The following is a 21,194-nucleotide window of genomic DNA, read 5'->3' as shown; positions in this document are numbered from 1 at the left end:
GGAGATCGGGCCCTGCGCTCGCTCGCTCAGGACCTGCGGGACGGGGGGTCAACCGGCGAAGCGGTCGGTGGCGGCGCGCAGCGCGCGGGCGATTCCGGGCTCCGACGCCGAGTGCCCCGCATCCGGCACGACGACGAGATCGGCCTCGGGCCACGCCCGGTGCAGGTCCCATGCCGTCATCATCGGCGTGCACACGTCGTGGCGGCCCTGCACGATCACCGCCGGGATGCCGCGCAGCTTCCCCGCATCGGCGAGGAGCTGCCCCTCCCGGAACCAGCCGCCGTTGAGGAAGTAGTGGTTCTCGATGCGGGCGAAGGCCACCGCATGCCCCGGCTCCGTCGCCTTCTCCACGCGCTCAGGGTCGGGCACAGCGGTCACCGTCGCGGCCTCCCATCGCGTCCACGCGACGGCGGCGGGAACGTGCACGCCCGGGTCGGGGTCGCACAGCCTCCGGTGGTAGGCCTCGATCATCCGGGAGCGCTCGAGCACCGGGATCGGGGCGATGAACTCCTCCCACAGGTCGGGGTACAGCGCCGCCGCCCCGCCCTCGTAGAACCACTCGAGCTCGAGGCGGCGCAGCGTGAACACTCCGCGCAGCACCAGCTCGGTCACCGCCTCGGGGTGCGCCTGCGCGTAGGCGAGTGCGAGGGCGCTCCCCCACGAGCCGCCGAAGACCTGCCATCCGCCGATGCCGAGGTTCTTGCGCAGCAGCTCGAGATCCGCCACCAGGTGCCATGTCGTGTTGTACCGCAGCTCGGCGTCAGGGTCGGCCGCGTGCGGCGTCGACCGGCCGCATCCGCGCTGATCCATGAGCACGATGCGGTACTTCTCGGGATCGAAGAAGCGCCGGTTCCACGGCGACGTTCCGCCGCCGGGTCCGCCGTGCAGGAAGACCACCGGCTTCCCCTCCGGATTGCCGCTCTGCTCCCAGTACACCCGCTGGCCGTCGCCGACCAGCAGCATCCCGCTGTCATACGGCTCGATCGGCGGGTACAGGATGTCGTCGAGGTGCGCCGGTGCGCTCATAGGTCTCTCCCCGCCACGCCGAACGTGTCGCACGCGTCGGCGCCGCCCTCGTATCCGGCCGTGAACCAGCGGTCGCGCTGCGCGCTCGACCCGTGCGTCCACGTCTCGGGGTTCACCCGCTGCCCTGCCTCCTGCTGGATGTGGTCGTCGCCCACGGTGGCCGCGGCGTTCAGCGCATCCCGGATGTCGGCCTGCGTCGGCGGCTTCAGATAGGTGACGCCGGCGTCGTCCTTGAGGTCCGCCGCATGCGCCACCCAGGCGCCGGCGAAGCAGTCCGCCTGCAGCTCCGTGCGCACGCCGTTGCTCGTCGGCCCCGTGCCGTTGTTCGGGTACTTCTCCATGATGCCCAGGAGGTTCTGCACGTGGTGCCCGTACTCGTGCGCGACGACGTACATCTGCGCGAGCCGTCCGGCCGTCGCTCCGTACTGCTCGCGCAGGATCGTGAAGAACGAGGGGTCGATGTACACGGTCTCATCGGACGGGCAGTAGAACGGCCCGGTCGCGTTCGACGCGGTGCCGCACGGGCTCGCCGCCTGCCCGTCGACGATGATGAGATCGGGACGCGAATATCCCTTCACCTCGTTTGCCCAGAAGTCGTCGATGACGACGGATGCGGCGACCACGCGGCACATGTCGCTCCGGTTCGCATCCGCCCCCGTCTTGCACTCGGTGATGGCGGTGTCGCCGCCGGAGGGCTGCGCCTGCGTGCCGTCGCCGAGCAGCGCCGAGAAGTCACCGCCCGTCAGCAGGTTCAGCAGCAGCACCGCGATCACGCCAAGACCGGCGACACCACCGCCGGCCACCGCGACTCCCGCACCGCGGCGTCGAGCCTTGCTCCCCCCGACGTTCGCATTGTCGTTGAACGTCATGGGATCACGTTAGCGTGGCGGCTCTCCTTCAGCGAGAATCACCGCGGCCGATAGGCTCGCACAGTCCGGATGAGGCGTCCGTGGCATCGCCATGCACATGAGGAGGACCGATGGACCCGCTGCTCCTGGGGCTGCTCGTGGCCGTGGTCGGCATCATCCTCGTCGCCGTCGTCACGGCTCTCGCACAGCGTCTCGGCGTCGCGGGACCGCTGCTGCTGGTCGGGGTGGGGCTCGCGGTCGCCCTCATCCCCGCGGTGGAGATCCCGCCCATCCCGCCCGACGTGATCCTCGTGGGTGTGCTCCCGCCGCTGCTCTACTCGGCGGCGGTGAGCCTGCCGGCGATCGAGTTCCGACGCGACTTCGGGGCGATCTCGGGCCTTGCCGTGGTGCTCGTGGTCGTCAGCGCGATCGTGCTCGGAGTGTTCTTCTGGCTCGTCATCCCCGACCTGCCGCTTCCGCTGGGAATCGCTCTCGGCGCCATCCTGAGCCCCACCGACGCCGTGGCGACCGGCATCGCCAGGCGGCTCGGCATCGCCCCGCGCGTCGTCACGATGCTCGAGGGCGAGAGCCTGCTCAACGACGCGACGGCCCTCGTGCTGCTGCGCACGGCGATCGTCGCGATCGCGGGCAGCTTCTCGGCGTGGGGCGCGGTCGGGGCGTTCCTGTGGGCCGTGTTCTCGGCCGTGGTGGTCGGCGCCCTCGTCGGCTGGCTCGCCCTGCGGCTGCGCGCGTGGGTGTCGGGGTCGGCTGCGAACACCGCGATCAGCTTCACAGTGCCGTTCCTGGCCTATATCCCCACCGAGGAGCTCGGCGGGTCGGGACTCGTCGCCGCCGTCGTGGCGGGGATCGTGACCGGCCAGGGGGCACGCCGCCTGCTCACCGCGGAGCAGCGGCTGAGCGACACGCTCAACTGGCACACCGTCGAGCTCGTGCTCGAGGGCGCGGTGTTCCTCGTGATGGGGCTCGAGCTGCGTGCCATCGTGTCGGACAACATCGCCGAGTCGGGCGGCCTCTGGCACGGCACGTGGCTCGCGCTGTCGGCGCTCGCGATCGTCCTGGCTGTGCGCGCCGCGTACGTCTCGCTGCTCATCGTCGTGAACGGCCGGCGCACGAAGCGGCTGGACCGCGGCCGGCTCGAGCGGTTCAGCGATCGCCTCGACGCCGTCGCCGACGGCCGCGCGGCGCTGGCGCCGCCCACTGCTCGGGCGAATCCGGAACGCGCACGCCGGCGCGTCGGATCGATGCGGCTGCGGGTGCGCCAGGCGCTCGCCGATCTCGACTACTACGAGGGGTCGCGGCTGACCTGGAAGCACGGCACGGTCATCGTGTGGGCGGGGATGCGCGGTGTCGTCACGCTCGCCGCTGCGCAGACGCTCGAGCACGGCACGCAGCATCGCTCGCTGCTGATCTTCGTGGCGTTCCTCGTCGCCCTGATCAGCCTCATGCTGCAGGGGTTCACGCTGCCGGCGCTCGTCCGCGCGCTCGGCATCGGAGGAGCGGGCGACGAGACGGAGTCGAGCGCGGAGCGCACGACACTGAACGAGGAGCTGCGGCAGGCCGCCGCATCCGCCCTCGCCGACGACAAGCTGCGCCGCCGCGACGGAAGCACGTTCACGCCGGGTCTGATCGAGCGCGCGAGCAGCCGGATGAGCGCCCCGCCGCCGTCGAGCGACGACGGGTCGGCCACGGCGCGCGAGCTCATCGAGCTGCGCCTCGCGTCGATCACGGCGCAGCGTCGGCGGCTCGACGACCTCTCCCACGACGGCACCTTCAGCACCGCGGTGCTGCGCCATGCGCTCGCGGAGCTCGACGCCGACCAGCTGAGCCTGCAGCTGCGGCTCGACGACGTGTGACACTTCTCTGCGGGACAGGGGAGAATGAGGGGATGTACGACCAGACGAGCCCGCTGTCGCTCCCGCACGATGCGGCGGAGTGCCCGAAGTGCTTCGTCGAACTGCAGCGCGATCACGACTGGTGGCGGGCTCGCCCGGCGGGCTCGCGCCTCGTGGGCCTCGTGGTCGCGCGCGACGGGATGCCGTCGGTCAAGGAGCAGCGTGACGATCTGACGCGCTTCGGTGTGCCGATCGAGGGCTTCCGGCACCCGGCTCCGGAGACGCTCGAGTCGTGGGAGGAGCGCCTGGTGCGCCTGTTCGGCACGCTCGGGCGCGGGGACGTGCTGGTCGTGGCGAGCATCCACGCCCTGGGTCGCGACATCGATGAGGAGACCCGGACCGTCGCGGTGCTCCGCCAGCGCGGCGTGGTCGTGAAGGTCCTGAGCCACAACGGCCGGCACCTCTTCGACGCCGGGCGCTGACCCCTCCATCGCCAGGTGGGTCGCAGTTTCACATGAAGCTGCCGGGGTGACAGGGTCGGGCGTCGTCCGGGATCGCGCTTCGGACGGGACCTCGGGGAACCGGGGGGCAACCGAGGGACAACTCGGCCAACCGAGGGACAACTCGGCCAACCGAGGGACAACTCGGCCAACCGAGGGACAACTCGGGGAACCGAGGGACAACTCGGCGCGGGGGTCAGGACTCGTCGTCGGGGGAGGCGGCGGAGGCCTCCGCGTCGAGCAGGGGGAGGTCGTCGCGGGTCACGAGCCGCGCCGCGATCGCGTGCTCCACGAGCCGCACCCGACGGTTCGTCGCGTAGGAGCGCGCGCCGCCGCGCAGCCCCGGCACGCCGATGCGGTCGAGCTTGTCGCACACGTTGTCGAGCTTGCGGTTGAAGCGCGTGAGCGTCCAACCGAGACGCTGCGCGGCCTGCGCCGACGTCGGCAGCTCGCTCATCCCGGCGCCCTCGCGGCGCAGCACCGGCTCGGCGAGCGCCACGATCATCACCTTCTGGCTCTGCGTCAGCGGCACGTCGCCGATCGTCGACTGACCGACCTCGTCGTCGAAGCGCGTGGTCTCGCGGAACGTCGGCTCGGCGGCGTGCACCGTGAGCTCGTACGTCGTCGGTCCGGCGCTGAAGATCACCGACGTCGTCTCGAACACGAGCGGGAGCCGGGCCCCCGGAGCGAGCCATGCCTGCACCCGGCCGCCGGCATCCGTCACCGTCGCCGCCAGCCGCGTGCCGACGTTCGAGAGCAGCCAGAGCCCGTCGACGCACTCGATCGTGAGGAAGTGGCGGTGCAGGAAGAGGTTGTCCTCGATCGCGAGATCGCCCTCGCGCCCCACCGTGAACACGTCGCCGGAGCGCACCGGAAAGCGCTCCCCCGCGAACTCGACCGTGACCTGCTCCCCCACGGCTGTGGTTCCCGTCATTGCACACACCTCGTCGCTGCTTCCGAGCTTGCGCCGTCGGCCCGCAGGGTGCGCACCTCGATGCAGGTGCGTCCCGACGAGTCGGCGGGCTGCGTCACGGTCGGCTCCGTCGACTTCGTCGTCCTGCCCGGCTCGTCGGCCCGCGACACGTCGCGCCAGAGGAACACCGCACCGTCGGCCGGATCGGGGTTCTTCCACGTCCAGACAACGGATGCGCCATTCACGACCCCGGTCAGGTCGGTCGGCGCGGCGACCGTCGCCGGCAGTGCGTCCACGGGCTTCGGCGGAGCGCTCGACGCCGAGGCCTTCGGCTCGGGCTCACCCAGCAGCGCCGGGATCGCGAAGGCCGCCACCGCCACCACGGCGAGGATCACCACGCCCGCGGCGATGCCCGCCCAGAGCCCCACCGTGGCGCGCGGTCGCCCGGGGGGCGCCGCCTCTTCGCCGGGCGCGAGGACCGGCACCTCGGGCACATCACGGATGCGCGTGAGCGTGGAGTCCTGCTCCTGGGCGGCGACCGGCGCGGGCGCTCCCGGCAGGTCGCCGCGAAGAACGGTGTCGTCGGTCGGCGACGGAGCCGGCAGCGTCGGTGCCGGCACGGTGGGCGACGTGCCGCCGGCCGGCACGGTGGCCGCCGTACCGGATGCGGGGGCGGTGTACGTGCCGTCGGTGTACTGGGGATGCTGCGCCTTCACGTCGGCGGGCCGGGTGAGACCGGCCGCCGGAGCCGTCTGCGGGTCGATGCTCACGACGCCGCGCACGCGGGTCAGGCCATCGTCCTCATCGTCGTCGACGTCTTCCGGGGTGCCGTCGTCGAGGATGTCGATCGGGGTGACCGCCAGCGACAGCTCGATCTGCACCTTCTGCAGCGCGCGGGCGAACTCGAGCGCCGAGCCGAAGCGGGCGGCCGGGCTCTTCGCCATCGCGCGATCGAGCACGCGCTGCAGCGAGGGCGGCGCATCCGCCCGCCCGAGCGGGGGAAGCGGGGTCGTCTCGATGCGCTGGATGAGGTCGGCCGCCGTGTTGCGCTGGCCCTGCAGCTCGAACGGCGACCGCCCGGCCAGCAGCGTGTACACGGTGGCGCCCAGCGCGTACACGTCGGACCGCACGTCGCTCGACGGCACGTCGGCGAACGACTCCGGCGGCGACCACGGGATCGACAGTCCCGCCGACTCCGCGGCCGCGGACGTCGTCGAGGCGATGCCGAAGTCGGTCAGCGCGGGCCTGTTGTACTCGGTGACGAGGATGTTCGCGGGCTTGATGTCGCGGTGCAGCACGCCCGCCCGGTGCGCGGTCTCGACGGCGGCGGCGACCTGCACGCCGACGCGCAGCGACTCCGCGACCTGGAACGGCTCGCGCCGGTACCGCACCTGCAGGTTCGGCTTCGGGCAGTACTCCATCACGAGGTACGGGCGGCCGTCGCCGGCGACGCCGGCCTGGTAGATCGTGACGATCGTGGGATGCGTCGACAGCATCGCCATGACGTTCGCCTCGTCGGTGAACTCGTGCACCGAGCCCGACGACATGCGGTCGGTCAGCAGCACCTTCACCGCGACGCGTCGGCGTGGCAGCTGCTGCTCGTAGAGGTAGACGTCGGCGAACCCGCCCGACCCGAGCAGGTCGACGTACGTGAAACCCGGGAGATCCGGGGGCGCTGCGGGAGTCCGACGCGGGCTCACTCGATCTCCTCCACCGTGACGGTCACGCCGTCGCCGAGGTCGAGCACATCGCCGGGAACGACGACATTGCGCTCGCCGGGGTGCAGGCGCACCGGGTCGGCCCCGACGCGCCGCAGCGTCGTGCCGTTCGTCGTGTGCAGATCGGTCGCGAGGATGCTGTCGCCCTCGGCGCGCACCTCGAGGTGGCTGCGCGAGATGTCCTGCTCGGGGCTGTCGACCGCGATCAGGTGCGGAAGGTCGGTGCCGGTCACGCGGGTGGATCGCGGCCGGCGGCCGATCACGACGGTGCGGTCGAGCGCGACCACCTGTCCCGTCGACAGGCGCAGCCGGCCGGGGGCGGCAGGACGCGGCGGCGCGAGCGGCTCCGCGACGTCGTCGGGGTCGGCCGCCGCGGCGGGCGCTCCGCGCAGGGCACGCGCCTGGGCGAGCGAGATCGTCTCGCCGTCGTGATCTCCCCTCACACGCACGGAAGCCACTGTATCGGCCACGTCGGCCGGGTCGGGGACGGATGCCGCGGCCGGCACCGGCGACGGCGGGATCGGGGGAATCGCCCCGAGCGGCGAGGCCGAGGGGTCGGGCGCCGAGACGGAGGTGCCGTGCGCCGGGGTCTCGGCAGCGTCGCCGGGGACCGACGTCGTGACGTCGGGGATGAGCGTGACGACCGGCGGGAGCCACGTGTCGGCGCTGTCGTCCGCGGCTCCGGCGGCGGGAACGTCGGCTCCGGCGGCGGGCACGTCGGCGCGGGCCACGGTCGCATCGGCGGCAGTCGCATCGGCCGTGGCATCCGCGGCCGCATCCGTCGTCGCGTCGCCGCCCGACGCTTCCGAGACCGAAGTATCCCTCGCCGTCGACGCGGCGCCGGCCTCGGAGCCGGCGGCGGGAGCGGCATCCGTCCCCCACTCCACGAAGACCGCGTCGGCGCGCACGACGCCGTCGCGCAGCGGCAGCCGGGCCCCCGCGGGAGCGGCATCGGCGCCCGCCACGGCGATCTCGGTGGTCGACACGCCCGGGACGACCTGCTCCGACCACGTCGTGACGCCGGTGCCGGTGAGGGTCAGCGGCCCGCGCTCGCCCGTCGCCGTGACGGCGATGTCGCCGCGGACCGCGAGTCGCACGCCGTCCTCCTCGCGCACGGCGACGAGGAACGGCGGGATCGCGGTCAGCGACGTGCCGAACGCTCCGGCGAGGGCCTCGAGCACCGCGGCGAGCCCGCGCCCGGTCTCGACCTCGTGCCAGAGACGCGTGAGCAGGTCGGTGGCGACGTCGGCGTCGATCAGCACGACGGTGGCGCCGGTGGCGACGACGTGCGCGCGCCCCGGCGCATAGCGGAGTGCGACCATCAGCGTGCTCCTTCGCTCAGAGGTGTTCCTCGCGGGCGGGTGTCGACGTCCAGTTCATCATCTTCGTCGGGAAACACGGGCTGTGTGCCACGACCGTCGCGACGACGGCTGTCGTCGCCGACGCTGATCGCGTCGACCACGAGCACCGTGATGTTGTCGCGTCCGCCGTGCAGCACCGCCTCGTGCACGAGCCGGGTCGCCGCCGCCTGCGGGTGCGCCTCCTCGCGCAGGATCGCGTCGATGCGAGCGGTGTTCAGCTCGCTGCTGAGGCCGTCGGAGCAGATCAGGATGCGGTCGCCCTCCTCCGCGGGGATGAGCCAGTAGTCGGGGTCGCCGTCGCTGCCCGCGCCGATCGCGCGGGTGATGACATTGCGACGCGCATCCTTCGTCGCCTGCGCCTCGTCGAGCTCGCCGCGGTCGATGAGCTCCTGCACGACGGAGTGGTCGACGCTGATCTGCTCGAGCACCCCATCGCTCAGCCGGTACGTGCGGGAGTCGCCGACGTTGACCGCGAGCCAGTAGCCGTCGCCGTCGATGTCGGCGATCGCGACGCCGCTGAGCGTCGTGCCCGCGCTGGCTCCGGATCCGGTCGACAGCCCCTCGACGCGGCGCCGCGCACGGTCGAACGTGCTGCGCAGATCGTCGACCGACACGCTCGGCCGCCCGACGAGACGGGAGAACTCCTCGATCACGGCGGCGCTGGCGACCTCGCCGGCCTGATGCCCGCCCATCCCGTCGGCCACGAGGAACAGGGGGGATGCGGCGATGTGCGCGTCTTCATTGAGCTTGCGACGCAGTCCGATGTCGGTGGCAGCGCCGCACTGCACCGCGACCGGTGGGTGACGGGCGTCGTCGCGGCCGCTCACTCGCCCAGCTCCACTGTGGCGCTGCGATCGCCGAACTCGAGGCGGTCGCCGCTGCGCACAGGGGTGCGCTGCCCCGGCGTGAGCTGGGCGCGGCGGCCGTTGCGCACGAGCACGACGCCGTTCGTCGAGTGCTGGTCGACGACCCAGAGCCCGTCGGCGTCGGCGTCGAGCTCGAAGTGCGTCTTCGACAGCGAGAGCGTCTCGTCGCGGACGGCGACGGCCGTGGCGCCGTCTTCGCGCGACGGATTGCGGCCGAAGAGGGTACGGCCGTGCACGCCGGTGCGGGTGCCGTTGTCCCACACGAGCAGCGCCGCGGTGCGAGCGACCGGCTCGGGCGTGGGCTCTGCCGGCGCCGGGGCTTCGGGCGTGGGAGCGGCGGCGGCCGACGGCGTGGGCGCCGCGGCGGGAGCAGGAGCGGATGTCACGGACGTCGGCGCCCCTGAGACAGACGACACCGGCGCTGCGGCGCCGCGGATCATCGTCGCGCCGAGGGTCTGGCCATCCCCCGCGAAGGGCGAGCCGGCGAGCGACGTGTCGCCGGACGGCTCCGGCCTGAAGGGACCGGTCGGCGCTGGAGCGGCGGCCGACGGCGACGCTCCGGGAGACGCCGCATCCGGTGCCGGCTCACGGCGGGCGCCGATGCCGGGGACCTCCGAGATCACCCCGGTGCGGGCGATCGGCATCGCGGGGGCGACAGGGGCCATCGGGGCGAGCACCGGTGCCTCGGGAGCCGGTGCCGCCGGCGCGCCGGACGGCCGGTTCGGCGGAGGCACGGCCGGCGCCGCACCCGCCGCGGCGGCCGCGTGGCCGCGCGCCTCCGGGCCCGCGCCCACCGGGGCGGTCGCGTAGCCGAGCGTCGGCGCCGGCGGGCGCTCGGGCGCCGGGTACGAGAGGGCCGGGACCCCTGGCGCTGCCGGCGCAGCCTCGGCCGGGTCAGGGCCGACGACGATCGCGTGCGTCGCCATGTCATGCCAGCCCTGCCGATAGCGGCTCCCGTCGAACAGCGGACTGAAGTAGCCCACGACGATCGCCCCCGCCGCGCCCCACACGATGTTGCGCAGCAGCGCGCGCCAGAATCCGAGCGGAGCCCCGGTGTCGCGGTCGGCGACGCGCACCCCGGCCGCACGCTGGCCGATGGAACCCGCGCCGCCCTGCATCGCCGTGACGACAAGACCCCACGCGACCGCCGCGATCCAGACGACGAGCTGTGCGATGAGCGCCGCTGCGGCCGTGCCTGCCGGATCCGCCGGCCGCAGCGCCGCGACGACGATCACCGACATGACGATGCCGACGATCAGCAGCCCGGCGCACGCGATCGCCGCGTCGACGACCACCGCGACGACGCGTCGGCCGATCGTCGCGGGCTCGACGTGCACCCCGGCCGTCGCGCTCATCGGTGCTCCTCCCGCCCGGCCGGCGCATCCGTCCGGGCCGCCGTCGCCGCACCCGTCGGGCGCTCGGTCGGCTCCGTCTCGCGCGGTGCCGGCGCATCCGTCTTCTTCCGCACCGCCGCCCGGGGCCGTGGCAGCCAGCGCTCGAGAGGAGTGCCGGCGAGCAGCGAGCGGATGTTGATGCGCGCCTGCAGCCGGCGCCAGAAGCCGTGCGAGCGGTCGATCTCACCGACGATGCCGTCGACGTGACCCCAGAAGGCCGCGACGTCCTCCTCGCTGGGCTCGGCAGGCCCCCACACCTGCGCGTCGGCGTGCTGCGCGAGCACACCGACCGCGGGAGCGGCGAGCGTGGCGCTCATCGTCGCGGCGTCCTCGGAGCGCAGGGCGCCGGGGCGCAGCGGCGTGCCGTAGTCGAGCGCGCGATCGCGCAGCTCGTCCCAGCCGCCGCTGATGCGATCGGCCGGCCGTTCGGCGCCGATCCGCCGGCGTCGCCGGTTCGTCTTCAGTGCGCCGATCAGCACGAACGGGAACGCGACCACGGCCACGACTCCCGCGCCGATCCCGATGGCACCGAGGATCGCGAGCAGGATGCCGGCGGCAGGGTTCTTGTCGTCCTTCTTGCCGTGATCGGCCGGCACCGTGGGCGGCTCGTCGGCCGGCTGCTGCGCCGGGGGCGGCGGCTGCAGCACCTGGGGCTTCGGCTGCGACCGCGGCTTCGTGGCCTGATCGGTGGGCACGTGATCCTTCGGCGGCGTCGGATCGAAGCGCACCCATCCGACGCCCGTGAACGGCACCTCGACCCAGGCGTGCAGGTCGTCGCCGGTGGCGGCGAACGTCGAGGTCGAGACCGCGTCCTCTCCCGGGTAGAAGCCCATCACGACGCGGGCGGGGATGCCGAGCTCGCCGGCCATGAGCGCCATCGCGACGGCGTACTGCTCGTCGTCGCCGACCATCTGTTTCGACTGCAGCAGCGACGAGATGCGGGCCGCGCCGTGCCCGGCGAGCGACCGCACCTCGCCGTCGAGCCCGTGGCTGAAGAATCCGCCGTCGGCGAGGTACTTCTCGAGGGCCCGCACCTGCTCGATGGGGGTCTTCGCGTCGGCCGTCGCCTTCGAGGCGATCGCCGCCAGGTCGGCGGGGACGCCCTCCTGCTTGGGGATCTTCACCGGGGCGATCGGCGTCTTCGCGAGGCTCTTGTCGGTGGGCCGCGCGGGAACGACCGTCGTCATCGTGTACGTGTCGCCCTTGCGCAGCCCCGCCGAGACCAGCCCCGACGATGTCGCGTCGTTGTACAGCGCCGAGCGGCGCAGCTCGTCGGCGCGGCTGCCGTCGAACGTCACCGACTGCACGGCGCCGACCTCCGGCATCCACACCCCGTCCAGAGCGCCGATCTTCACGCTCACCTCGGCGGAGCGCCCCGTCGCCCCGGGTGACATGTTCGCGCGCATGGGCGAGAAGGCGCTCGACGAGCCGAACCCGGCGTCGGACACGTTGTACACGGTGCCGCTGTAGGCGTCCATCACGGCGAGGCGCACGCGGGCGTCCCTCGGCAGCGACGACACCGTGAAGAGCGTCGTCGTGCGGTCGTCGCGCACGTACTTGCGGAATGACTGCAGCGGGCTCGCGTAGTCGTGGATGTCGAACGGCGGGATCACGACATCGCGCACGACGTACCGCGGAGAGGCGGGGGCCGCCATCCCGCTCGTCACCGCGCCCGCGACGACGGCGAGGGCCACGATGCCCGCGCCCGCCGCGATGCGGCGGCGGGCGCCGGCATGGGTCGCCTGCCCCGTCTCGCCGAGCGAGACGACGGTCTGCCCCGGTTCCCACGCCTGGCGCACGGCGAGCCACGTGACCGCGACGACCGCGAAGACGATGCCCTGCACGACGGGAGCCGCCGCGTGAGACGTGCCCAGCGCGATCTGCACGACGAGCGCCGCACCGGCGGGGAGGAGCGCCCAGGCCGGATGACGCAGTCGCAGCGCGAGGCTGCCCGCCAGCACCGCTGCGACCAGCAGCAGGAGGAACGGCACGAGCCCGAGCCCGTCGGCGACCGCGACGGGGGCGACGGTCGTGACGAGCTCCTTCCACGACGTGATGACCCCGGCGGCGAGTCCGCGCAGCGAGTCGAGGCTCGGGATCACGCCGAGGATCGACTGCGCCGGCAGCGCGAGCGCCGATCCGAGCACGAAGTACACGCCGATCGTGACGGCGGCGACGGCGAGGATGCCCCAGCGCAGCCGCGCGCCGAATGCGGCGATCGCGAGCCCGAGCAGGAGGCCGCCGAGCGCGGGCAGCAGATACCCGGGGCCGGCGAACGTCGGCCAGAAGCCGATGACCGGCACGAGGAGCAGCAGGCCCACGGCGCCGAGGTCGAGCGCCCAGCGCCGGGCGGAGAGCGTCACGACAGCACCTTCCGCAGCGCCACCGGCAGCTCGTCGAGCGTGCCCACGGTGACGACGGATGCGTCGCCGATGCGCCGCATCGCCGGAGCGGCGCCCGTCGACACCTGCACGGCGAGCACCCGCGCGCCGTACGGCAGGCGCGCGCAGGCGAGGCGCAGGCGGGCGGCGTCGACGCTCGACCCGCACACGAGCACGGCGATGCTCGCGAGGGGCACCGCGGCGGCCACCGCGCCGGCCAGCTCTTCGAGGCGGCCGTCGCGCGGCTTCGACTGGTCGAGCGCCGCCAGGGCGTCGAGGAAGCGCTTGCCGCTGGCGGCGGGGAGGGTGCGGCCGGGGACGTGCACGTCGACGCGGCGGGAGTCGCGCAGCGCGCGCAGGCCGAGCGAGCCGGCCACCGAGATCCCGAGCTCGAACTCCTCGGCGGTGCGGTAGTCGGCCGACGCCGTCGACAGCCCGATCACGAAGTGCGAGCGCCGGGTCTCCTCGTACTGGCGCACCATGAGGTCGCCGGTCCGCGCGGTGGAACGCCAGTGCACGTGCCGCAGATCGTCGCCCGGCTGGTACTCGCGCAGCGCGTGGAACGAGACGTCGTCGGGCGACAGGTCGGTCGCGGGCATGCCCTCGAGGTCGCGCAGGAAGCCGAGCGTCTGCCCGTCGAACGCCACGGTCTTCGGGTGGACGTAGAGGTCCACGGGCTCATCGCGCCGCTGCACCCGCTCGAACAGCCCCAGCGGATCGCCGCGCACGACGCTGACCGGTCCGACCGGCAGCACGCCGCGCCGGCTCGTGGGGATCGCGAAGAGCTCTTCGACGCTCTGGCCGGGCGCGAGGCGCTGCACCACGAACACGCCGCGGCCGGCACCCACCGGCAACACGACGCGGGAGGGCAGGATGGCGCGGCCGCCCGGGTTCGCGAGCACGAGCGCGCCGACGGCCCGCTCCCCCACGACCACCCGGGTGCGGGTGAGGTCGAGGCTGACGTCGTAGGCGGTGCGGCCGATCAGCAGCAGCGCGCACACCGCGAGGATGACGGTGAGCACGACGGCGGCCACGACGAGCTCGTGCCAGCCGAGCACCTCGCCGACGATCCACAGCGCGACGGTGACCGCGATCAGCGCCCAGGTGATGGGCCGGACGACGCGCACCGTCGCTCGCGCCGCCGCGACGACGGCGCGGCCGGCGCGCACGGCGACGCCACGCCACGGCGAGTGGTCGTCGCTCGCCGTGCTGCTGATCGCGGATGCCGTCATCAGGCGACGGACCTCGCCTGCGGCGCGGGCACCGCGTCGAGCACGCGACCGATCACCGTCTCCGCCGTCACCCCCGTGAACTCCGCCTCGGGGTCGAGCACGAGACGGTGCGTCCAGACCGGCCCGACGAGGGCGCGGACGTCCTCGGGGATCACATAGTGGCGACCCTGTGCAGCGGCCCACACCTTCGCGATGCGCACCATCGCGAGCGAGCCGCGCACCGAGACCCCGACGCGGGTCGACGCATCCTCGCGCGTGGCCTCGGCCAGCTGCGCCGCGTACCGCAGCACCGCCGCCTCGACGTGCACCGTCGAGGCGAGATCGGCCATGTCGGCGACGGCCTTCGTCGTGATGATCGGGGCGAGGCGGGCAGCCGGGTTGCGCTCGGCCGAGCCGGCGAGGATGCGCTCCGCCACCGCGAGATCGGGGTACCCGATCGACGTCTTCACGAGGAAGCGGTCGAGCTGCGCCTCGGGGAGCTTGTACGTGCCGGCCTGCTCGATGGGGTTCTGCGTCGCGATCACGAGGAACGGGCGCCCGACGTCGTGCGGGGTGCCGTCGACCGTGACGCGCGACTCCTCCATCACCTCGAGCAGCGCCGACTGCGTCTTCGGGGAGGCGCGGTTGATCTCGTCGGCGAGCACGATCGACGCGAACACCGGACCGCGGTGGAACTCGAACGTGCGGGTGTTCTGGTCGTAGATCGTCACGCCGGTCACGTCGCTGGGGAGCAGGTCGGGCGTGAACTGGATGCGGCTCGACGTCCCCTGGACGGTGGCGGCGAGCGCCTTCGCGAGGCTCGTCTTGCCGGTGCCGGGGGCGTCCTCGAGGAGCACGTGGCCCTCGGCGAGCATCGCCGACAGGACGAGCGCGACCACCTCGCGCTTGCCCATCAGCGCCTGGTCGACGTTGTCGACGAGGCGGGCGAAGGTGCCCTGGAACCACGCCGCCTGTTCGGGGGTCATCGTCATCTGCAGTTTCCTCTTCTCCTCGGGTCAGCCCCACGCGACGTGCGGCGTCTCACCCCAGCCCTCGATGTTGATCCAGAACCTGTCGCTCGAGTTGCCGCCGTAATAGCACCTCAGGTCCACCGACCCGTTGGCGGGCACGTGGTAGCTATTGCGCCCCCAGGTGCCGCCGTACGAACCCGTGCCGTTGCAGCTCAGGTAGTAGTCGCCGGCCGGGAAGTTCTCGACGGTGAGCTTTCCGTAGTGGCAGTACGACGTCGAGCAACCGGGCTGGCCCTGTGCGGACCCGCCCTGGCTCGCCCGGGCGGTCGCCTTCGGCTTCGGAGCGTCGGCCGTCGTCGCCGCATCCGCGCCGGTGGAGCCCCAGCCGGCAGCGTTGTGCGCCTGCACCTCGATCCTGTGGCGCTCGGAGTAGCCGTACGACTTGCTGATCGAGTCGCTGTTCGACGCGTTGTGCCAGGCGCCGCCGTCGATGCGGTAGCGCGTCTGGTCGATCGCCCGGCCGTTGTTGCCGGGTGCCGTCCAGCGGAACGTGATCGTCTGGCCGCGGGCGGATGCGGTGACCGACGGCGTTCCGGGCACGCCGTACGGAACCGCCCCGGCGGACGCGGCGGACGGGTCGCCGTTGTACGTCGCACCATCCACCGTGGAGACCGCGCGGACCCGCACCTTGTACGTCGTGCCGTTGTCGAGGCCGGTTATCGTGTTCGACGTGCCGGTCCACGAGCCCTGCCACCCACCGCCGTTGAGGCTGTACTGGTAGTGCATCTCGCCGCTCGTCGCGCCGTTGCCGGCCGCGGCCGCATAGCTCACGGCGATGGTGCGGTCGCCCGGCGTCACGCTCGGGGTGCCCGGCGCATCGGGCGGTGCGACGCTGCGGCGCGGCGCCGAGACGGCGCTCCACGCACCCCATCCCGCCTTGTTCTGCGCACGCACCCGGAACGTGTAGTCGGTCGTCGAGTTCGCCACGCGGACGACCTGCGACGTCTGACCGCCCGGCACGGTGATGGTCTGCGCGGAGGGCCCTCCCTGCACCTGCAGCTCGTACGCCGAGACGGCATCCCCGTTGCCGCCGGCAGCGGTCCACGACACGCGCATCTGCGACTGCGGCTTCACCGGTTCGGCCATCGCGGTCGTCGGCTGTCCCGGCGCGTCGGGGCGCCCGGCGGGGATCTCGGTCGCCGACCACGCGCTCCAGCTCGACGGCTCCGGCGCCCGGTTCACCGCCTGGACGCGCACCTGGTAGGCGACGCCGTTCTCCAGCCCGTCCCAGGTCAGCGAGTTGCCGGTCACCTTCGTCTTCTGCGCCACGCCCGACGGCGGGGCGGGCGAGATCTCGAGGTTGAACGACTCGACCGGCGATCCCGGCGTCGGCGGCGTGGTCCACGCCACCTTGAGGCTCTTGTCGCCGAACTTCAGCGTGGGCGCCTGCGGGGTGTCGGGCCGGGCGTCGGGGCGCGCGGTCTCCGACGGCACCGATGCGGGCGAGTCGCCCACCCGGTTCGTCGCGACGACGGTGAAGTTGTACTCGACGTTGTTCGTCAGCCCGCCGAGGGTGCACGTGGTCGCCGCACACTGCTTCGAGTACCCGCCGCCGACGGCGGTGACGGTGTACCCGGTGATGGGTGCGCCGTTGTCGATCGGCGGGCTCCAGCTCAGCACGACCGTGCGATCCTGCACGCTCGAGACGGTGGGCTTGCCCGGCGCTGCGGGCACTCCCTGCACGGTGACGATGACGTGCCCCTCGACCTCGCGATCGCGGTCGCCGGTGGCGTCCTGGATCCGGTAGCGCACCGTCAGCCGTCCCACGAAGTCGGCGCCCGGGGTGACCTGCAGGTGGTCGCCGGCGACCTCGACGCGTCCGCCTCCCGCCTCGGTCACCGCAGTGGTGATGGTCAGCGGCTTGCCTTCGGCCTCGAACGGGTTGAAGTCGTTGTCGAGCACGTCGACGCGGATCGTCTTGCCCTGGTCGGCCTGGTCGATGACGTCGTCGTTCGCCGTGGGGAGAGTGCGGGTGGACGCCGTGACCGTGACGCGCACCGACCCCTCGACGGGCTTGGTGTGGCCGTCGGAGATCTGCAGGCGGATCGTCGCCGTCGTGCCCTTCGGGGTCGACGCATCCGCCGTCACTTTCAGCGTCTGCCCGTCGACCTGCGCGGTCAATCCGTTCGGCACGCCGCCGGCGAGGGCGTACGTCATTCCGGCGAGGTCGCCGGTGTCGGGGTCCTTCGTGAGCGCGCGCAGCGCGAGGGATGCCGCGTCCTCCCCGGGAGCGACCTTGAGCTGACCGTTCGTGAACGTCGGCTGCTCGTTGTCGGGCGGGCTCACGGTGATGGGCAGCACGAGCGTGGACTTGTGGCCGTGCGGATCGTCCGGCCCTGTGCCGTCGGTGACCTCGAACGTGATCGCGTCGGGCCCGTAGTAGCGCTTGGCGGACGTGTACACGAGGGTGTGCTGGTCCTTCACGAGGCTGTCGCCGTTGCCGTGGATGGCCGACACCTTCTCGGCCTCCGTGATCACGGCGCCCGCGCCCCGCGAGACGCGCACATGCTCGCTCAGGGGCAGCTCGATGGTCTCGCCGCTCTTCACGGTGATGCCCGTCGTGGTGATCAGAGCCGGCGGCAGCGAGTCGAGAGCCGGCACCCGGATGAACGCCGACGCCGTCAGGCCGTCCTGATCGGTCGCCGTGTAGGTCAGCAGCTGATCCTCGTCGCCGACGGCGATCGTCACCTTGCCGTCATCGCGCACCTGAGCGGTGTCGCCGGCGACCGTGACCGTGAGGTCCTGCACGGTGCCATCGGGATCCTCGTCGTTGCCGAGGACGTCGATCGTCGCCGAGCCCTTCTTGATGTCCTCCGGCTGCACCGTGTCGTCGCGGGCGACGGGGCGCAGCAGCGGCACATCCTTGCGCACCGAGATCTGCACGACCCCGACGGCACGAGCCCCGTTGGCATCCTGGATCGTGTACTGCAGCGACGTCTCCACCGGCGTCGCCGGCGCCGTCACGACGACCCGATCGCCGAGCACCTTCGCGTCGAGCCCCGGCACGTCGGGAAGGATGATGCCGCCGTCGACGAGGCCGATGCGGTCGCCCTCGGGGTCGGAGTCGTTCGTGAGCACGGGCACCGCGACAGAGCGGCCGGGTCGCATCACGACGTTGTCCTTCACGGCGTACGGCGCCTGGTTCTCGTCGGCGGCCGGAGCGATGCCGATGCGGATCGTCGCCGTGGCCTCCTTGCCCAGCCGGTCGCGCACCCGGTACGTGAACGAGTCCACGCCGACGTCGTCGCCGATGGCCTCGTAGTCGATGTAGTCGTCGCCGACCTCGACGATGCGGCCCTTCGTCGGTGCCGAGGCGAGACCGGCGAGGTCGACGGAGTCGCCGTCGGGGTCGATGCCATCGAGGGGCACCTGCACCCGCACCTGGGCGCCGCTGAGCACGCGCGCCGTGAGGTCCTTCGGGTTCGGCGCCTGGTTCGTCTTGGCGTCGACCGGCAGCACCTGGATCGTGACGTATCCGGCGTCCTTCTGACCGCTCGCGTCCACAGCCTCGTATGTCAGGTAGACGGTGCCGGGCTTGCCGCTGGCCTTGAAGCGCACGGTGTCCTGCGAGACGAAGGCCTTGCCGTCCTTCGCGTCGACGAGCGGCTCGACGAGGTCGGGCGCGACATGCAGGATGCCGCCGTTGGGGTCGGTGTCGTTCGCGAGGACGTCGATCGTCACGACGTCGCCGGCGCGCACGACGGCCTGATCGTCGGCGGCGACCGGCGGACGGATGGTCGAGGGCGCGGCGACCGGGATCACGACGACCTGGCCGTGCGCGCTGCGCGTGCCGTTCGAGATCGTGTAGTCGATCGTGATCTGCTGCGCGAGCGAGCCCTGATCGCTGACGCGCAGCGTCTCATGGTTCAGTACCGCGACCGAGACGCCGGAGCTCTCCGGGACGCTCACGGACTGCACGACGAGGATGCCGCCGTTCGGGTCGCTGTCGTTCGCGAGCACGTTCACGAGCGTGTCGCCGCCCGTGGGCAGGAGGGCGACGTCCTGCACCGCCACCGGAGGAGCGTCGACGTCGACGTCCTCCTCGACGTCGACCCGCACGATGCCCTGGGCCGTGGCGGTGCCGGCCGCAATGAGGTACTGCACGTAGTAGGTGCCGGGGTTCTGCGAGGTGAACGTGAACGTCTTCGCGGGAAAGTCGGGCCGGATGGTCGCGTCCGCCACGTCGTCGACGCGGGTCAGGCGCAGCTCCTGGCGTCCCGCGGAGAAGTCGTTGACGAGCGGCGAGACGGTGACGCTGTGGCCGGCGCGGACGACGACATGATCAGCGGTCGCGACGGGTTCGGTGGCCCCCCGCGGGCGCACCTCGAGCCGGAGGGTGCCTTCTGCGGTCTTCGTCCCGTCGGAGACGTGGATCTTGACCTCCTTGGTGCCCAGGGTGCCGGACAGCGCGCGATACGTGATGCGGCCGTCGGAGCTCACCTCGACCTCGTCGCCGGGGGCCGCATCCGCGCTCTTCAGGTAGAGGTTGTCGCCGTCGGGGTCGCGCCAGTCGGGCAGCACGTTGTACGTGAGCACGCCGCCGGCCTCGATCTCGAGCGACGTGACCCGCGTCTGCTTCGGCGCCTCGTTCTGGCTCCACGGGTGCACCTTCAGGCTCACGGTCGCCGAGGCGCGGCCCTTGCGCCCGTCGTCGACGGTGTATCGGAAGCCGTCGGTGCCGGCGGCGGCGTCGGGCACCGCGATCTGCAGTCCAGACCCGTTGTTGATGCTCTGCAGCTCGCCCAGGCGCGGGTCGCCGTCCGGAACCGTCACGGTGAGCACGTCGCCGTCGGCATCCGTGTCGTTCTCCAGCACGGGAAGGACGGTCGTGCGCCCGGGTCGCACGCCGTAGCTGTCGGGGTTCGCGATCGGCGGAGTGTTCGTCGCCGAACGCTCCGGCAGCGTCGACTGGATGGTCTCCTCGGTGACCTGCTCGTCGTTGTCCTCGGTCTCGCCCTTCGGCGGGGTGAGGTCGTCCCAGTTGTCGATCTGCTGCAGCGCGTCGCTCGCCATCCAGGCGGAGCCGCCGATGATGTCGTTGAGCACGACGACGTCGCGGTTCTGCCGGAACGTGAGCTGCGCCTTGGCAGGAAGACCCGGGATGTCGGCCGCGAGGTCGTCGCCGTCGCCGGTGCAGTCGCGGAGGAAGCGCCCGGATCCCGACCACGCGCTGTAGGCGCAGCCGTTCAGCCAGACGGGGGCCGCCGGCGTCCCCGAGCCGCCGGCCTTGCGCACGGTCGGCTCGGACCCGTCGAGCGGCGCCCGCACGAGAGACTCGGCCGTCGCCACCGTGACAGCGGGGTCGGCGGCCGACGGCTGCTGCAGCACGGCGTCGTCGTCATCGGAGATCTTGCGCTTCAGGCCCGACGGCGAGAGCAGCGTCCCGCCGTCGAGAACGACCGGCGTATCGCCGACGGCGGTGATCGACACCCTGTCGCCCTTGCCGAGGCCGTCGAGCTTCGCGGTGTCGGTCCCGGTCGGAGCACCCTGCGGGTCGACGTGCACGGTCGTGAGCGTGCCGGTGCGCGGGGAGACGGCGTACGCGGTGCCGTCGGTGCCGACGGTGGCCGCCGCGCCCGCGCCGAGCCGCGCGGTCGGCTTGGTGCTGGCGGCCTTGAAGCCGCCGGTCGCAGCCGCCGACAGGACCCAGAGGGAGCCCTTCGCCTGGTCGAGGATCGCGACGGTGTTCGCGCCGAGCACGACCTGCGCGTTCGCGGGGACGTTCGTGGTTCCGGAGAGGGCGACGGTGGCGGGGTCGATCGTGGAGATGGAATCGCCCGACTCGTCGTGCATCAGCACGGTGTCGCCGGCCTGCAGGATGTCGTACTCGTCGCTGCCCGTGCGCAGGCCTCCGTCGAGCACCCGGGATTCGTTGTTGAAGTGGCCGACCATGAGGGCCGACGCCTTCGTCACCCAGACGCTGCCGTCGTTGAGGTCGAGCTCAGTGGTCGGCTTGCCCTGGTAGACGAACGCGAGGGTCGTGATGGCGACGGCCCCGGCGGTGACGGCGCCCGCGGCGGCGAGGGTCCTCGGACGGGCACGCAGCCACGCTGAGATCCTCATCGTGCTTCGGCTCCCTCGGGGTCTCGAGC

The 21,194-nt window shown here is 72.5% G+C and carries 13 protein-coding genes; 2 read left to right on the top strand and 11 right to left on the bottom strand.

What is annotated here, in order from left to right:
- Positions 1–48: 48 nt before the first annotated feature.
- Complete coding sequence (gene pip, locus AC3RX1_RS10635; protein ID WP_491501210.1) at positions 49–1,026, bottom strand: prolyl aminopeptidase; 978 nt, start codon at positions 1,024–1,026, stop codon at positions 49–51.
- Positions 1,023–1,895 (bottom strand): KPN_02809 family neutral zinc metallopeptidase, encoded by an 873-nt coding sequence (ypfJ, locus tag AC3RX1_RS10630; RefSeq protein ID WP_491501209.1) that lies wholly within the window; start codon positions 1,893–1,895, stop codon positions 1,023–1,025. Before ypfJ ends, pip begins: the two co-directional genes overlap by 4 nt.
- 110 nt (positions 1,896–2,005) lie before the next feature.
- On the opposite strand from ypfJ, the gene AC3RX1_RS10625 reads away from it, so the two are divergent.
- Both AC3RX1_RS10625 and AC3RX1_RS10620 read left to right on the top strand, forming a co-directional pair.
- A complete protein-coding gene (locus tag AC3RX1_RS10625) occupies positions 2,006–3,748 on the top strand; it encodes a cation:proton antiporter (RefSeq protein ID WP_491501208.1) in 1,743 nt (580 codons plus the stop codon).
- A gap of 32 nt (positions 3,749–3,780) precedes the next feature.
- Positions 3,781–4,209, top strand: coding sequence for a recombinase family protein (locus AC3RX1_RS10620; RefSeq protein ID WP_491501207.1), 429 nt, complete (start codon positions 3,781–3,783; stop codon positions 4,207–4,209).
- Positions 4,210–4,423: 214 nt separating this feature from the next.
- Here AC3RX1_RS10620 and AC3RX1_RS10615 read toward each other — a convergent pair whose 3' ends face one another.
- The 9 genes from AC3RX1_RS10615 to AC3RX1_RS10575 are packed head-to-tail and all read right to left on the bottom strand — an operon-like array spanning position 4,424 to position 21,165.
- Positions 4,424–5,161, bottom strand: a complete 738-nt coding sequence (locus AC3RX1_RS10615) for a hypothetical protein (protein ID WP_491501206.1) — start codon at positions 5,159–5,161, stop codon at positions 4,424–4,426.
- The gene (locus tag AC3RX1_RS10610) at positions 5,158–6,840 is read right to left on the bottom strand and encodes a serine/threonine-protein kinase (protein WP_491501205.1); all 1,683 of its coding nucleotides are present in this window, start codon (positions 6,838–6,840) and stop codon (positions 5,158–5,160) included. The genes AC3RX1_RS10615 and AC3RX1_RS10610 overlap by 4 nt, the downstream gene beginning before the upstream one ends.
- On the bottom strand, positions 6,837–8,180 hold the full coding sequence (locus tag AC3RX1_RS10605; protein WP_491501204.1) for an FHA domain-containing protein: 1,344 nt from the start codon (positions 8,178–8,180) through the stop codon (positions 6,837–6,839). The genes AC3RX1_RS10610 and AC3RX1_RS10605 overlap by 4 nt, the downstream gene beginning before the upstream one ends.
- The gene (locus tag AC3RX1_RS10600; RefSeq protein ID WP_491501203.1) at positions 8,180–9,046 is read right to left on the bottom strand and encodes a PP2C family protein-serine/threonine phosphatase; all 867 of its coding nucleotides are present in this window, start codon (positions 9,044–9,046) and stop codon (positions 8,180–8,182) included. Before AC3RX1_RS10600 ends, AC3RX1_RS10605 begins: the two co-directional genes overlap by 1 nt.
- Positions 9,043–10,440: an RDD family protein gene (locus AC3RX1_RS10595; protein ID WP_491501202.1), complete on the bottom strand. Its 1,398-nt coding sequence runs from the start codon at positions 10,438–10,440 to the stop codon at positions 9,043–9,045. The genes AC3RX1_RS10600 and AC3RX1_RS10595 overlap by 4 nt, the downstream gene beginning before the upstream one ends.
- Entirely contained in the window at positions 10,437–12,842 is a 2,406-nt protein-coding gene (locus tag AC3RX1_RS10590) for a transglutaminase-like domain-containing protein (protein ID WP_491501201.1), read from the bottom strand. Before AC3RX1_RS10590 ends, AC3RX1_RS10595 begins: the two co-directional genes overlap by 4 nt.
- Complete coding sequence (locus AC3RX1_RS10585; protein ID WP_491501200.1) at positions 12,839–14,092, bottom strand: DUF58 domain-containing protein; 1,254 nt, start codon at positions 14,090–14,092, stop codon at positions 12,839–12,841. The genes AC3RX1_RS10590 and AC3RX1_RS10585 overlap by 4 nt, the downstream gene beginning before the upstream one ends.
- Positions 14,092–15,063: an AAA family ATPase gene (locus AC3RX1_RS10580; protein ID WP_491501199.1), complete on the bottom strand. Its 972-nt coding sequence runs from the start codon at positions 15,061–15,063 to the stop codon at positions 14,092–14,094. The genes AC3RX1_RS10585 and AC3RX1_RS10580 overlap by 1 nt, the downstream gene beginning before the upstream one ends.
- 24 nt (positions 15,064–15,087) lie before the next feature.
- Positions 15,088–21,165, bottom strand: a complete 6,078-nt coding sequence (locus tag AC3RX1_RS10575; protein ID WP_491501198.1) for an Ig-like domain-containing protein — start codon at positions 21,163–21,165, stop codon at positions 15,088–15,090.
- Between the last annotated feature and the right edge of the window lie 29 nt (positions 21,166–21,194).

The organism is Microbacterium altimontanum (assembly GCF_058349865.2).
The sequence above is the reverse complement of the archived record's forward strand: the minus strand, read 5'-3'. Positions and strand labels throughout refer to the sequence as shown.